The following is a 15,640-nucleotide window of genomic DNA, read 5'->3' on the forward strand; positions in this document are numbered from 1 at the left end:
GGTGGAACGCCGGCTGAAGCAGGAAGCCGCGCAGGACCGCGCGCGCTGGCAGCACCGCTTCGTGTTCCGCCGGGGGATCGGCCGGTTGCAGGCGGTCTATGCCATGACCGTGCATACCGCGCAGGGCAGCACGTTCAGGCGCGTATTCGTGGATGTGGGCGATATTACCCGCCGCGCCGCGACCAGCGTGCTGGAAACGCAGCAGCTCCTCTACGTCGCGGCGACGCGCCCCGCCCATGCCATGATCCTGACCGGCCTGTCCGCCCATGGGCGGGAAAAATCGTGAAGATCATGGCCCGGCACCGGCCTGGCGTGGTCTAATGCCGCCAGCCCCGGTTTTGAATTCAGTAGATACAGGTTCCGTACGTCATGCCGCATGATGCCTCCGCCCGCCCATCACCGCCGACATCCGGGCCGGTCAGCTCCGCTGGCCAGCACCCAGGGGAAAGCGGTGAGGCGCTTCAGCTTGCGGGCCGTCTGGAGGAAGCCGCCGGGGCCTATCGCGCCACGCTGGCCCACACCCCCGATGATGCCCGCACCCTGAGCAATTACGGCGGGCTCATGACCACGCTTGGTCATTTCGAGCAGGCGCATGCCCTCGTCTCGCGCGCGCTCACGCTTGATGCGACGTTGACGGATGGGTGGTGCAACCTTGGCAACGCCCTGCTCCAGCTCCAGCGTTATGATGAGGCGGTGGCCGCGTACCGCGAATGTCTGGGGCGCAACCCTGAACATGCCCTTGCCATCAGCAATCTGGGCGTGGCGCTCGACCAGCGGGGCGAACACGACATGGCGCGGAAATTCCATGCCGCCGCCGCCCGGCTCGCGCCCGATGACGCCTCGATCCGCACCAATCACGCCCTGTCCCTTCTGGCGGCGGGGGATTACCGGAACGGGTTCAGGGAATATGAATGGCGGTGGAACACTCATCATGCGCGCACCCACGCCATGGATACGCCGCAATGGCAGGGGGAAGATTTTCCCGGCCGGACCCTGCTGATCCATACCGAGGGGGCTTTGGGGACATGATCCAGTTCTCACGCTTCATTCCCCTCGCCGCCGCGCGCGGGGGGCGTACGATCGTGCGGGTGCGCGCGCCGCTGTTATCCCTGCTCAGGCGCTCATTCCCCGACCAGACATTCGTGACGGAAGAAGACCCCGTACCCGCGCACGACCTTCAATGCCCGGTTCTCAGCCTGCCATTCGCGCTGGGCACAACGGTGGAGACCATACCGGGGGCCAGCGGCTTTCTTGTGGCCGACCCGCAAAAGGTTGCGTTCTGGCAGGATAGGCTGGCGGCGGACCTGCCATCGGGCAACGGGGCGAAACGCCCGGTGCGGATCGGGCTGGTATGGGCGGGCGCCCGGCATCCTGAAGTCCGCGCGGTCGAGCAGGCCAACCGCCGCCGCTCCACAACGCTGGAAACCTTCGCTCCCCTCGGTCGCGTGGTGTCAGGCAGCGTATTCTACAGCCTTCAGGTCGGCCCAGAATCCACACAGGCCCGGACCCCGCCCCCCGGCATGAAACTGATCGACCATACTGCCCTGCTGCATGACTTCAGCGATACGGCGGCCCTGATCTGCGCGCTGGATCTGGTGGTGGCGGTGGATACGTCAACCGTTCATGTGGCGGGGGGGCTGGGGCGGCCGGTCTGGATGCTTTCACGCTATGACCAGTGCTGGCGCTGGATTACGGGCCGCACCGACTCACCATGGTATGACAGCCTGCGTATTTACCGTCAGGACCGGCCGTTTGACTGGTCCGGCCCGATAAGACGTATCCGCGCGGGGCTGAAGGTGTTTGCCCGCACGCTCCGCGCCAGTGGGGCATAGGGCGCGCCAGATCACGCCCTGTTGTCCATTCATGGGAAACGACCGTGCCCCGGGGCGCGTTTATGGTGGTATATGTGTGGGACGTATTAAAATATCGACGCATTCGTGCAGTAACGGGTTCCATCTGTTGTTATGATATTTTTTGATATATGAGTTCAGTATTAATCAAATGTTAAATAATTTTAAATACACGCGATGTTACGATTTCTGGTACGCCGTATGAATATAATGAGGTCACTTACTCCATATTGTGTGAATTTTATGTGAAATATAACTGGCGGCGCGACTGTCATGAACGGTCCGCCCAACCGAACGCAACACCAGTCTGGAGCGCCCTTGGTCCTGTTACGAACAACGCCATTCAGGTCACGCCATGCCGTCGCCGCCGTGAGGAACATGTTTTTCCGGCATGTCGGGATCGCGCGATGACGGGCATGATCTCCACCCCGCCGGTGTTTATGATCGATGCTGGCGGCATGGTCCCCGCCGGCAGGGACATGACGCCGCCTGGTCTAGGGCGCGCTGTCCATGATCCCGACCGCGTGTGTTGAGATCGATGTCGAGATGATAGTATGAAAGACCGTATGCAGATGCGCGAGCTTACCGCCCTTACCGCCGACATCCTGCTGCCCGCTCTTCAGCAGGCGATCGACGCCATTGTCATTTTTGATGAACGCAACGAGATTGTGTTTTACAATGCCGCCGCCGAGGCGCTGTGGGGCCGCCCCCGCGCCGAGGTCATGGGCCGCGACGTGGCATGCCTGATCCCGCTATGCATACGCCATGAACATGCCCGAAACGCCAGTCGGGCCGCCGGGGGCGAACTGAACCAGATGCTGGACACGACGCGGGAAATCGCCTTTTCCCGCGCGGATGGCGAGTATGTCTGTGGTGAACTGTCCCTGTCGCGCGTGCGGATGGGGGACGGGGGGCAGGTCTATTATGTCGGGGTGGTCAGGAACATCACAGAGGAAACCCGCCGCGCCCGCATCCTCAACCTGCAGGCGGAAGTGATCCAGGCCCTGACCGGTGACATGCCGCTGGACGATATCGGGCATCTGATCTGCCGCAAGGTGGAATCCTTCTTGCCGGACAGCATCGCGACGCTCATGTTCGTGGAGGAGGAGCATACCCACTGGCGCGTGATCTCCACCCCGGCGCTGCCGCCGCGCATCCGCGATGCGCTGGAAAGCACCGTGCCCACCGGGCCGACAGGGAAACGCTCGTCACCACCCCATCCCATGCCGGGCGGCTGGCGTGGGATAACTGCCAGTCCATCTGCCGCTCGCTGGGGCTGCGCTCGTGCTATGCAACGCCGGTGCAGGCGGCGGACGGGCAGGTTGTCGGGGTTTTCGCGCTCTACCTGCGTCAGAGCAACCGCTTCGGCTCATGGCCGCAGCGACTGGTGGGGGCGTGTGCGCCGTTCTGCGCGCTGGCGCTGGAGCGACAGGCCACCCGCGCGCAGATCACGCAGCTCGCGCGCCATGATTCACTGACCGGCCTGCTCAATCGCGGCGCCCTGCACCATGTGCTGGCCGATATGATCGCAGGCGCGGTCAACCGCAGCTTCGCCGTGTTCATGATCGACATCAACCGCTTCCGCGATATCAACGACACGCTGGGCCATGTGCTGGCCGATCAGTGCCTGATCGAGATCGCCATCCGCCTGCGTGCGGTCGCGCGGGGGGACTGCGTCATCAGCCGTTCGGGTGGGGATGAGTTCGTGGTGGTGGTGCCCGACTGCGCGGGGGAAAAGATCCCCGCCATGGCCCATGAACTGCTGGCGACGCTGGGCAGGCCGCTGCATATCGACCATAACAAGCTGACGCTTACATGCAGCATCGGCATCAGCACCTTTCCGCTCAACGGGCCGGACAGTGAATCCCTGCTCGGTCATGCCGATACCGCCATGCGGCAGGCGCGCAGGGACCGGCGCGGCGGCTTCCGCATGGCCATACCCGCACGCAACCACATGGCGCAGGACCGGCTGGTGCTGGGGGCCGCGCTGCGTGATTCACTGGCGCATGGCCTGCTGCACCTGCATTACCAGCCGCAGGTACGCACCGGCACGCTGGCGCTCAGCGGGGTGGAGGCGCTGGCGCGCTGGCATCATCCCCGTCTGGGTGACATCTTTCCCACCCGCTTCATCGCCGTGGCGGAGGAAACCGGACAGGTCGAGGCCATTGGCCACTGGGCGCTGGGGGAAGCCTGCCGCCAGATGGCGCTGTGGGACCGTGAGGGCGTGCATGTGCCCACCATTGCGGTGAACCTGTCGGCCGTGCATTTCCGTGACCGGAGCCTGCCTGCCTACATCGCCGGGCTGCTCGGGGAACATGACCTGAAGCCCGCGCGCCTGACGGTGGAAATTACCGAAAGCGTGATGATGGGAAATCACCCCGATACGGCAGAGGTGCTCCAGTCCATCCGTAACCTGGGGTGCGGGCTGTCGATGGATGATTTCGGCACGGGCTATTCCTCCCTCTCGCGCCTGACGCATCTGCCGCTGACCGAGATCAAGATGGATCGCAGCTTCATCACCAATCTCGAACATGACCGCAATGAGCGGGCCGTGGCCATGGCGGTGATCGAGATCGGGCGGCGGCTGGGCATGACCGTGGTGACGGAAGGGGTGGAAACCCTGCGCCAGTGCGCCCTGCTGGAAGAACTGCATTGTGATGTGATGCAGGGCTACCTGTTTGGTGAGGCGCTGACGGCGGACGAGATGGTGCAATGGGTGCGCCGTGGTGGTGCCGCGGCGGCCCTTGCGTGTTCCGCCACGTCCGCCTCTCGGCCCGCCGGGACAAAGATCATTCCCGCTGCCGCCCCGCCCCCGGTGAACCCGCCGACTGCCATCCGGCCCTGAGATACGCCCACCGGGCCAGAGGAACCCAAAACGCCATGCCTTTCAAACATGACGACCGACTGCGTGCGCTGACCCACAAGGATTCCGATTTCTGGGCTGATGTTGTCGATAACGTGCTGATTGTCGCGATTACGGACGTACGTGGGGTGATTACCTATGTAAACGACCGGTTCTGCGAGACCAGCCACTATAGCCGCGCCGAACTGCTGGGGGCTACGCACCGCATCGTCAATTCCGGTTATCATGACGCCAGTTTCTTCCGCCAGATGTATCGCACCCTGGGCGCGGGGAAGATCTGGCGGGGCAATATCTGCAACCGGGCCAAGGATGCCACGCTGTACTGGGTGGCCACCACCATCATGCCCAAGCATGACGCGCAGGGCGGGATCGAGGGCTATGTCGCCACGCGGTTCGAGATAACCGAACTCATGAACACGCGTGACAGGCTCCGGTCACTCGCCGCGACCGACCCGCTGACCGGCCTGTTCAACCGGGGTGGCTTCAACACCGTGCTTCAGGCGGCGGTGGACGCTAGGGCGCGCGACATTGCCCGGCCCATCTGGCTGGTCATGTTCGATCTCGACAGTTTCAAGCAGGTCAATGACATCCATGGCCATCATGCGGGCGATGTGGTGCTGAAGGTCATTGCCCGCCGCCTGGGTGAAATCATCCACCCCGAGGATGCGGCCTGCCGGCTGGGCGGGGATGAATTCGGCCTTGTCATCAGCCATACCTTCGCCCGGATTCCGGGGCCTGCGTTGCTGGAACGACTGCTGGAGGCGCTGGAGGCCCCCATTGAGGTCGGTGGCGGCACCGTGATCAACATATCGGGCAGCATCGGCGTCTCGCCGGTGGAGGCCCATGAATGTGCCGAGACATTGCAAAAAAACGCCGATGTGGCGCTTTACGCCGCCAAGCGCGCGGGCGGCAATCAGGCGCGCATGTTCGACATCGCCCTGCACCAGCAGAGCATGGAGCGCGCGCAGATCCTGGCCGAGGCCCGGGTGGGGGTGGAGCGTGACCAGTTCGAACTCTATTACCAGCCCATCCTGAACCTGCGCACGGGCCGGTGTGACCAGATCGAGGGGCTGCTGCGCTGGCACCACCCACAGCGTGGGTTGCTGGCGGCGGAAAGCTTCCGTGACGTGTTTGCCGATGCGGCGCTGGCGCAGGCCATGAGCCCCCGGCTGGTCCGGGCCTTTCGTGATGACACGCGGCTGTGGGCGAACAGCCTTGTCACCTGTCCCAGCCTGACCCTCAACCTCTCCCGCCTGGACCTGCTCAATATCGGTTTCCAGCATGATCTGGAGGCCGAAATCAGCCAGCAGGGGGGCAGGGCAGGGGATTACGTGCTGGAAATTTCGGAATGCGTGCTGGCGACGGGCCGCTCGGACCGGGTGCTCCAGCGCCTGCACGAACTGGCGGCCCATGGATTCCAGCTTGCGCTGGATGATTTCGGGCAGGCGATGCTGCCGCTTTCGGTGCTGCGTGACGTGCCCTTCACGCTGGCCAAGATTTCACGCAGCCTGATCGCGGACATCACGCACAACCCGCGGACACGCGCCGTCGTGGCCCATCTGTGCGGGCTGGCGCAGGCCTTCGGCTGAGCGTGACGGTCAGCGGGGTGGAAACACAGCAGCAGATGGACATCCTGTGCGATCTGGGGGTGGACCGGGTGCAGGGATTTTACATCTCACCACCGATTTCCGCTGCAAATCTTCTGATCTCGACACATATCCTTGAGCCAGATCACATCGAAATCGCCATGAGGGCGTAAGATGCCGGGCCATGCGCCTGACACTTTACACAGATTACTCGCTCCGCGCCCTGATCTACCTGGCCCAGAATCCGGGCCGGCGGGTGCCGCTGCATGAAATCGCGCAGTCCAACCAGATATCCCAGAATCATCTGGCCAAGGTCATCAACCGCCTGTCCAGCAGCGGGGTGATCCGCGCCCGGCGCGGCCGGACGGGCGGGCTGGAACTGGCTGGCGCACCGCAGCAGCTCAGTATCGGCCGGATTGTCAGGCTGATGGAGGGCGAGATGGACTGCATCGCCCCATGCGCCCCACCGATGCCCGGACCTGCGTGCTGGTTGACACCTGCCGCCTGAAGGGACTGTTCGCCCGGTCGGTCGAAGCCTTCATGAAGGTGCTGGATTGCGTCACGCTGTCCGACATCGCCATGGCCCCCAAACCGTCATGACCGATGGGCTTGCGCATGTCCGTCATGTAACAGAGGGTAATTTTCTGTTGCAAAATATACGGATGCGGGCTTTTTTTGTTGGAACATGGCCTGTTACGGCCTGGGCAGACCAACAGGAGCATCATGCCGGACCCCCTGCATCCATTTCTGGCGCATGGATCAAGATGACCACGCCAGACGGGCATGACGCCACCATGATGGTACGGGGCGCGCCATGCGGCTGACGCTCCATACGGACTATGCGCTGCGTGTCCTGATCTATCTGGCGCAGAATCGCGACAGGCGGGTCTCGATTCATGAAATCGCCGCACCTACGGCATATCCCATAATCATCTCATCAAGGTGGTCAACCATCTCTCCCATGGCGGGGTGGTCCATGCCCGCCGGGGGCGCAGCGGGGGGCTGGAACTCGCGGCCAGGCCACAGGATATTATCATTGGCAGTATTGTCCGGCGGATGGAAACGGACCTGCGGCCCATCGCCTCATGCGAGCCCGCCAACGGGCAACCCTGCCTTCTGGCGCAGGGCTGCCTGCTGCGCGGGCTTCTGGCGCGTTCGGTCGATGCATTTCTGGGGGTGCTGGATAACGCGACCCTGCATGACATCATACCCGTAGATAAAATCGCGCCGGAAATGGAACTGACGCGCCTGCTCATGGCGAAACCGCCGCCACCTGAACCCCCGGCCAATGCGGAGTTGCCGCCCATCGAGGTAAAGGTAAAGGCCACGAGTAACTGACCATGTGGCGCGGGTAGGGTTCGCACGGTTTTATCTATATACGCCCAAATATAACCAGATACCCTGTTGATACATAACGATGATAAGCAGGGGTTATGATAAGATAAAACTCCCTTATATGGCGGGTATTACTGCCATTTTGGGTTGCAAACCCGCCGCACGGGGGCTTTCCTGCCCGCAGGCCATCCATTGGCCAGCGCAGAAGATACGGGAACGCCATGTCTGACAAGCCGGAATTCAAGCCCTATACCCACCCCGCCGGGGGCTGGGGGGCCGCCAACGCCACCGCGCGCGCCCTGATGGAACAGAGCGTGCTGGCCAAGGGTTCGCGCGCGCTGCTGGCCATGAATCATCCCGACGGCTTCAAATGCCCGAGCTGTGCCTGGCCGGATCCGGACCGTGAAAAGACGCTGGAATTCTGTGAAAACGGGGCCAAGGCGCTGGCGTTCGAGGCGACGAAGCGCCGTATCGGGGCCGATTTTTTCGCCGCCCATAGCGTGACATCGCTTATGGCGCGCAGCGATCACTGGCTGGAAGAACAGGGCCGCCTGACCGGGCCCATGCGCTACGACGCCGCGACCGATCACTACGTGCCCTGCACATGGGAGGAGGCCTTTGCCCTGATCGGCCGGCACCTGCAGGCGCTGGACAGCCCCGACCAGGCGGAGTTCTATACATCGGGCCGTACGTCCAACGAGGCCGCGTTCCTGTATTCCATATTCGTGCGCGCCTTTGGCACCAACAACTTTCCCGACTGTTCGAACATGTGCCACGAGCCGACCAGCCGGGGTCTGGCCATGTCCATCGGCATTGGCAAGGGCACGGTGCGGATGGAGGATTTCGCAGCCGCCGAGGCCATCTTCATCATCGGCCAGAACACCGGCACCAACAGCCCGCGCATGATGACCGAACTGGTCCATGCCCGTAAGCGCAACGCGCCGATCGTGGCGGTGAACCCGATGCCTGAACGCGCGCTGATCCGCTTTACCGAGCCGCAGGATCCCGTCAAGATGGCGACCTTCGGTTCCACGCCCATTGCCAGCGAATTCTGCCATGTGCGGATCGGGGGGGATGCCGCGTTCCTCAAGGGCGTGATGAAAACCCTGTTTGAAATGGATGCGGCGGCTGCGGCGGCGGGAGAGTCCACCGTGCTGGACCATGCCTTCATTGCCGAACATACCCATGCTTTGCCGAACTGAAAGCCGATATCGAGGCCACGCAATGGCCGGACATCGTGGCCGTGTCCGGCATTACGGAAGAACAGATCCGTCATGTCGCGGGAATTTACGCCCGCTCCAACGCCACCATCATCTGCTACGGCATGGGTGTAACCCAGCACCAGCAGGGCGCGCGCGTGATCCATCAGATTGCCAACCTGCTCATGCTGCGGGGCAATTTTGGCAAGAAGGGCGCGGGCATCTGCCCGGTGCGTGGTCATTCCAACGTGCAGGGTGATCGTACGGTGGGCATTGATGAAAAGCCCACCCCCGCCTATCTGGATCGTGTGGAGGCGGTTTTCGGCTTCAACCCGCCGCGCGCGCATGGCCACCATGTGGTGGAATCCGTGCAGGCGATGATTGATGGCACGGCCAAAGTATTCATCGGCATGGGTGGTAATTTCATTCACGCCATTCCCGATACGCCCGTGGCGTATGAAGCCATGTCGCGGCTGGAACTGACGGTGGGTATCGCCACCAAGCTCAACCGGGGGCATCTGGTGCATGGGCGTGACGCGCTGATCCTGCCGGTGATTGCACGCTCCGAAATCGACCACCAGAAGACCGGGCCGCAATTCGTTACGATTGAGGATGCGATGGCCAATGTCACGTCCTCACGCGGGGTGCTGCATCCCGCCAGCGCCGATCTGCGCTCGGAAGTTGAAATTGTCTGCCGCATGGCGCGCGCCGCCATGCCTGACAGTTCGATTGCATGGGAAACATTCATTGATGATTACGACCGCATCCGCGATCTGATCGCGCTGGTGTATCCGGACCTGTATCACGACTTCAACACCCGTATCCGGCAGAAGAAGGGGTTTGCCCTGCCTGTTCCACCGCGTGAGCGCAAATGGAACACGCCCACGGGACGGGCCAACTTCCTGCTGCTGGACGGGCTGGATGAAGATGTGCCTATCGGCGGCCCGGATATGCTGCGGTTGTCCACCATCCGTTCGCACGACCAGTATAACACCACCATCTACACCAATAATGACCGCTACCGTGGTGTGTACAATACCCGTACGATCGTATTCATGAACGAGGATGACATGCGTGCGCGTGACCTGAGCGAGGGCGCGCTGGCGGATATCGAGACCATCAGCACCGATGGGACCGAACGCCGTGTTACAGGCTTTATGGTGGTGCCTTACCCGATGCCGCGAGGTCGATCGCGGGGTATTATCCCGAACTCAACCCGCTGCTTCCACTCTCGCATTTCGATCAGATCAGCGGTACACCTGCCGCCAAGTCCATTCCCGTACGGGTGCGGGCCGCCAGCATCCGTCCACAGGCCCAGCCGGAAACCGCCGCCCAGCCCGAACCGCAACCGGCCTGAGTGCCGGGGGCATACCAGCATGAGTACCAATGACTTTGCCCGGCGGGTGGACCATCCCACGGCGTTGCGGCTTGTACTGGCCCATGCCCGCGCCACGTTACTTCCCGCTACGCGCGTGCCCCTGAACCAGATCACCGGGCGCGTCGCGGCGGAAACGGTGCATGCCACCACCTGCCGCCCGCCTGCCGATATTTCAGCCATGGACGGCTACGCATTCGCCCATACCGCCATGGTGGCACAGGGCAGCCTGCCGGTTGATGGCCGCACGGTGGCGGGCGACCGGCCCGCGCCCCTTATGGCGGGGCACGCCCGTGCGATCCTGACAGGCGCGCATATTCCCGCCGGGGCTGATTGCGTCATGGCCGCCGAGCGGATGACCCGGACCGAAAACGGTATCGCGCCCGCCACCACCCTTGCCGCACCGGGGGCCAACATCCGCAGCCGGGGGGAGGAATTCGCGACCGGGGCCATACTGCTTACACGCGGGCAGGTGCTGGACTGGCGGCATGTCGCCCTGCTGGCCAGTCAGGGCGTACGTGATGTTACGGTCACGCGCAGGCCGCGCGTATGCGTACTGTCCAACGGTGCGGAACTGGCGGCTGATGCCCCAGGGGCGTGCATGGATTCAAATGGCCCGATGCTTGCGGCTCTTCTTGGTGGCGTGGGGGCGCGGGTCACGACATCCATCGCCGCCTCCGACCATGTCGCCACGCAGGCGGCCCGGCTGCACGCCGCCCGCACCGGCACGGATGTGCTGGTGACCACCGGAGGCATATCCGTAGGGGGCACCGACCATATGCTCGACATCCTGCGCGATATGGGGGGTAAGGTGCTGTTCCGTGGCGTGTCGATCCGCCCCGGCAGGCCCTTCACCGTAGTGGAGCTTGAGGGCAGGCTGGTGTTCTGCCTGCCGGGAAATCCCGGTGCCGCGGCCATCTGTGCGCTGGTGTTCGTGCTGCCCTATCTACGCATGCTTATGGGCGGCGCGCCTGATGGCATGCGCGTGGTGGGGGTGCCTGATTTTTCTGCTGAAGCCCCATCCGGCATGACCGGCTTCATACCCGTTGCCCTCAGCCCGACGCCGGAAGGCTGGCGCTTCAGCCGGGTGGAGACGGTTGGTTCATCAGATATCGTGGCCTTTACGCGCGCGGATGCATTGCTGACACTGAAGCCCGATGAACCGGCGCGTGCGGGCCAGCCCGCATGGGCAATCAGACTTTAGCACGCTGTTCGCCATCGGCAATTTCGATTATGGCCAGTAGTTATGCGCGAAGTTCAGGCGGGGATTAGTTTTTCGAGGATGACGCGCTGTATTTTACCATCAAACTGACCGAAAAGCCGTAACCTGACTTCAAAATTACTTATTTTTGTATGCAGGCAGAAGGGCAGGCAGAGATGGCCTGCCAATCCGTTCATATTCTTATAACTTCTGTAGGAAAATATTTCTCCACAATTCAGTACGGTATCTATAATCACTTCGCTATCATGAGCGAATGAACCTTCGTAATATACATAAACCATATATGTTCCTGGACCGACCTCAATATAAGGTCCATGAATTATGTATTTCCCATCATATGTGGTGTTTTTAGATATTTCCTGATTTACAATCATATTCTCCGTTATATCTCTTTTTTCTGGAGATATTGTATTTGAAATCATGGATCTGATTGTTGGTGTATTTACATCAAATACGTTGTTTATGACGCCTATATTTTCGGCTGATTTCCCGGAGTAAAGGGTCTCTCTTGATATGACGAACGTATCTTCCGTATCGCAGGCAACAGGTATCCTGAACTCAAAAAAACCGTTTCTGGCGCCATTGATCATTTCAGAAAGTTTTATGTAATATACGGTTTCAGCGCAATTTCCGTGCAACTGCATTATATTTATCTGGAATTTGACCCTGTCTATATCAATGAAGCTTTTTATATTGAAACTTCTGTCGATTTTAAAAATAGCAGTCAGATAGCCGTGCGAGACAAAATATTTTTCATGCTGTATGATGCCCTTCAGAATCCGGCTCAATCGACCAAGGGAACATGTAATATCAGTTTTTATATTTAACAGAAATCCGCTTATTATTTCACGAAGCAGGCCATACCGCTTGAATTCCGCCGCCATCCAGTGATCAAAGGCATCTACATATATTACATTAACATTCTCTATGCCTTCTACGTTCCTGCCATGAAAGATGTCGTTTTTATGATTTGTCGATACAAAGACATCGAGCGAGCGAACACTGGATTCCTGCAGGAGTGTTCTCAGATTTTTTGCATCTTCAGGAAAGTTGTCAATTGATTTGAACCAGTTAACAAAACGCAGATCGCCTGCTATGCAGTTCTGTGTATAAGATACAGTCGTTTGTGGAGAAATGGCGATTATTTTATCCGCATTTATGTGCGTTCCATACAGTATGGCCCCATATCCGCCCATACTGTCACCGATCACCATGACATTTTTATAATTCTTACATATGTCCTTCAGGAATTTGACAACTTCCCCGAAGTTGGAACCAGCCCCTTCTATCCCGGAAGTGTACCAGGAATTGTTAAGGTCTTTCATTAATATTGATGAAAAATCATGACTCCTGGAGAGGGTGTCCAGATCAAATGAATTCTTTTTTGAGTTATTGTCGTTATACGATGTCAAGGCTATAATAATGGAATCGCTGTCTATAATATTTTTTTTAACCCAAGACATAACGCTACCTGATGATTATGTATTATTTGGCTATTATTAAATTTTTTGATTATCTGTCAAGCCATATTCACGCCTGTAACTTCCTGATTCAAGAAGCGGTCTGAGCGGTTTTTCGCGTTGTCCCGCGGATATGGGTGATAATCGGTCAGGTTCAGTCATTATTCCTATGCCGCGGCAGTCTGGCTCGCCGCCGCGGGCCGGAATGTTGGTAAGGACACTCATTGTTCCGATCATATGTTCCAATATGCCGATAGGGCTGTGGTGTTTGCAATTGCTGATCCTGCCATCGGTATCAAGGCCATATAATCCGCCATTTCTCGTGATTTTTACGGATTGGCTGGCAATAATTCCGACTGAAGATATGGCTCCGTGGCCATTCGGTTCATACGAGAACATGTTGGGATAAGGTTCTGGGCCTTCTGTCGTCCTTCACGAAAAAATATCCCGGCACGATCGCAACAGGGAGGATGGCCTTGACGATATGCAGCAACTCCATGGGTCAGAAACACACCCAAGGAGTATGCCGTAATTGTAGAGAAGTTTTTAGTGAAGCTTTTTTTAAATCTTCAGGAAATGCTATCTCAAAAAGCAGCACGTCAAAATTTTGTTCGATGGAATTTGTAGAAGCCGGATGCGCGCCTGACGGTCCACTATGCCGAATGTGAACAATGGCGGCTCTCCATCCTGCTGCTATTGATCAGAAACAAGAATTAATGATAGGGAATGGATACTGTATTTGGTTTGAATTTTCTCCGGAAAGTTTAGACCATATAACCGTTTCTGGAAACAAGATGCTAAGTGAACTGAATTATAACCTGTGGGCTTTATGGTGCATCGTTTCCGCTGGCCTTATTTTCAATATGAAACCATTCAGCCGGAACAGGATATATGAAAGCAGAAGCCGGGAATATAACATTGATGGCCTGAGATATGTTCTGGCCGCCATGGTGGCCTTCCAGCACAAGGCGTTTTTTTTCAACCTTTATAAAACCGGCATATGGTCACTGGACTACCATATTCCCTTTTATATCGGAAAATTTGCCGTCTCGATATTCTTCATCATTTCTGGCTATATTCTTGGCAATGTCAGCCTGCACGGCAAGGAATGGGGCGGGTTTTACATAAAACGCTTCCTGCGTATCGCGCCCATGACGTATGTTTCATCACTGGCCTGTATCTTAATATCAACGTGCATTGGCATATACCTTAAAAACCCGGCGGATTTTCATCTGGTGTTTTTCTGGTTTGATGCGGGGCTGACCCTGATCCGCCCGCCTGTTTATGGATTTGACAATGCGCATCTGATCAATGCCGGTGTCACTTGGTCGCTCATGTGGGAATGGTGGTTCTATTTTTCCCTGCCCATCCTGTCCATTCCCTTCCTCAAAACCCGTAAATTGCAGGTTTTTGCTCTGGTCCTTGTCGCTCTGGCAACCATTTATGCTGTCGCCCTTCATTTTGGGCTGGAAAACGGCCCGCATGCCTATAATCGTTATTCCGTTCTTGGGCCGGTCTATGTCACGCTGTTCTGCCTTGGGTGTATAATCCGGCAGGTAAAGGAGCGTTACCTGAAGACCATTTCCATCCCACGGAAAATGACTGATTGCCTGTCTCTTGCCCTGCTGTTCGTTTTTCTTGTCATTGGTTACACTCACGACCCGCTTACGATCCCGTTCGCTTTTGCTTACGGTCTTTTCTTTCTCTGCTTTGCATGTGGCGCCAACTGGTTCGGCCTGTTGCAGCAGAAGGGCGTGATCCTGTTGGGGGATGCCAGTTACAGCATCTATCTCCTGCATGGCATAGGCTGGTTTCTTATGGATATGTTCTGTTTTCACTTTAAAATAAACCAGAACATATATCTGTATTACACATTCATGACTCTCGGATGGTATATGATCTGCTACATTTCCATCAAGACATTCGAGACCGTAGAAATACCATTCATCCGCCTGGGGTCACGTATTACCAGAAACATGAATCTGGCCCCGGAGCGACACTCATAGTCATTATTCCACCAGCATATGCACGGCATGACGCAGCGCAAAATCGGCAATGGCCTGCGTATCGGACAGGTCGAGTATCGGTAGGTGGGGTGGCAGGCCGGGGGCGTCCACCCGGTCCGTCGCAATGGCAATAATATTGTCATTGCGCATGAATAAAGGCTCCTTGCCCACATCGGGACGATAGACCTCGATACAGGCGGGAACCGTGGCATGGAAGCCTTCCACCACCACCAGGTCGGTCCGCTGCATGCGCGCCAGAAGCGTGGCCAGGGCAGGGGGCGCGTCCGGGCATTCATGCTGCAATACCCACCGCCCCGGCGTGGCCAGCATGACTTCGCCCGCGCCAGCGCTCCGGTGCAGCCATGAGTCCTTGCCGGGGCGGTCAAGGTCGATATCATGATGGGTGTGTTTTATGGTCGATACACCCAGACCGCGTACCCGCAGCAGGGGCAGCAGCCGCCCGATCAGATGGGTCTTGCCCGATCCGCTACGCCCTGTAATACCGATCATGGCCTGCCGTGGCGGATGGGACATGAAAAAAGAACCCCTGAACATGATTGAAAAGACACGCCTTCACCCGCGTCTACGCGGCCTGTCGCAGGCTACGGCCCCAGACACCCCGATGCAATGGCGCGGGAGGATCGGATGATGCCGCGTGTGGCCGGTCTGGTCATGGCCGGGGGGGAGGCACGGCGCATGGGCGGTGTGGACAAACCGCTGCTGGCGCTGGGCGGGCGCACCTGC

General features: G+C 58.8%; 8 protein-coding genes and 5 pseudogenes. 11 read left to right on the forward strand and 2 right to left on the reverse strand.

Going from position 1 to position 15,640, the window contains the following annotated elements; genetic code table 11:
• The 9 genes and pseudogenes from JCM25156_RS21130 to JCM25156_RS03355 form a co-directional block, all read left to right on the forward strand.
• Window positions 1–286 (forward strand): C-terminal helicase domain-containing protein (locus JCM25156_RS21130; RefSeq protein WP_034958279.1); only part of this gene is annotated, 286 nt, incomplete at its 5' end.
• A gap of 83 nt (window positions 287–369) precedes the next feature.
• Window positions 370–1,029, forward strand: a complete 660-nt coding sequence (locus tag JCM25156_RS30610; protein WP_242402439.1) for a tetratricopeptide repeat protein — start codon at window positions 370–372, stop codon at window positions 1,027–1,029.
• A complete protein-coding gene (locus tag JCM25156_RS30615) occupies window positions 1,026–1,832 on the forward strand; it encodes a hypothetical protein (RefSeq protein WP_242402440.1) in 807 nt (268 codons plus the stop codon). Before JCM25156_RS30610 ends, JCM25156_RS30615 begins: the two co-directional genes overlap by 4 nt.
• A 590-nt stretch (window positions 1,833–2,422) precedes the next feature.
• Window positions 2,423–4,695: pseudogene (locus JCM25156_RS32530) on the forward strand (EAL domain-containing protein).
• A gap of 35 nt (window positions 4,696–4,730) precedes the next feature.
• Window positions 4,731–6,472 (forward strand): annotated as a pseudogene (locus tag JCM25156_RS27010) (putative bifunctional diguanylate cyclase/phosphodiesterase).
• An 11-nt stretch (window positions 6,473–6,483) separates the two neighbouring features.
• Window positions 6,484–6,807 carry an RrF2 family transcriptional regulator gene (locus JCM25156_RS21150; RefSeq protein WP_306301735.1) on the forward strand — a complete coding sequence of 108 codons (324 nt, stop codon included), beginning with the start codon at window positions 6,484–6,486 and terminating at the stop codon, window positions 6,805–6,807.
• Between the two features lie 306 nt (window positions 6,808–7,113).
• Window positions 7,114–7,637, forward strand: a pseudogene (locus JCM25156_RS21155) (Rrf2 family transcriptional regulator).
• A gap of 218 nt (window positions 7,638–7,855) precedes the next feature.
• Window positions 7,856–10,190, forward strand: a pseudogene (locus JCM25156_RS21160) (FdhF/YdeP family oxidoreductase).
• A complete protein-coding gene (locus JCM25156_RS03355; RefSeq protein ID WP_407637096.1) occupies window positions 10,093–11,412 on the forward strand; it encodes a molybdopterin molybdotransferase MoeA in 1,320 nt (439 codons plus the stop codon). Before JCM25156_RS21160 ends, JCM25156_RS03355 begins: the two are co-directional and overlap by 98 nt.
• A gap of 53 nt (window positions 11,413–11,465) precedes the next feature.
• On the opposite strand, the gene JCM25156_RS03360 is transcribed toward JCM25156_RS03355, so the two are convergent.
• Window positions 11,466–12,893, reverse strand: coding sequence for a hypothetical protein (locus JCM25156_RS03360; RefSeq protein ID WP_148299302.1), 1,428 nt, complete (start codon window positions 12,891–12,893; stop codon window positions 11,466–11,468).
• A 668-nt stretch (window positions 12,894–13,561) separates the two neighbouring features.
• On the opposite strand from JCM25156_RS03360, the gene JCM25156_RS03365 reads away from it, so the two are divergent.
• A complete protein-coding gene (locus JCM25156_RS03365) occupies window positions 13,562–14,896 on the forward strand; it encodes an acyltransferase family protein (RefSeq protein WP_084296425.1) in 1,335 nt (444 codons plus the stop codon).
• A gap of 3 nt (window positions 14,897–14,899) precedes the next feature.
• Here the strand turns inward: JCM25156_RS03365 and mobB are convergent, their stop codons facing one another.
• Window positions 14,900–15,430, reverse strand: coding sequence for a molybdopterin-guanine dinucleotide biosynthesis protein B (gene mobB / locus JCM25156_RS03370; protein ID WP_025812143.1), 531 nt, complete (start codon window positions 15,428–15,430; stop codon window positions 14,900–14,902).
• A gap of 138 nt (window positions 15,431–15,568) precedes the next feature.
• Between mobB and JCM25156_RS32535 the strand changes: the two are divergent.
• Window positions 15,569–15,640, forward strand: a pseudogene (locus tag JCM25156_RS32535) (molybdenum cofactor guanylyltransferase); the annotation flags it as partial.

This window comes from Komagataeibacter kakiaceti JCM 25156, from assembly GCF_000613305.1.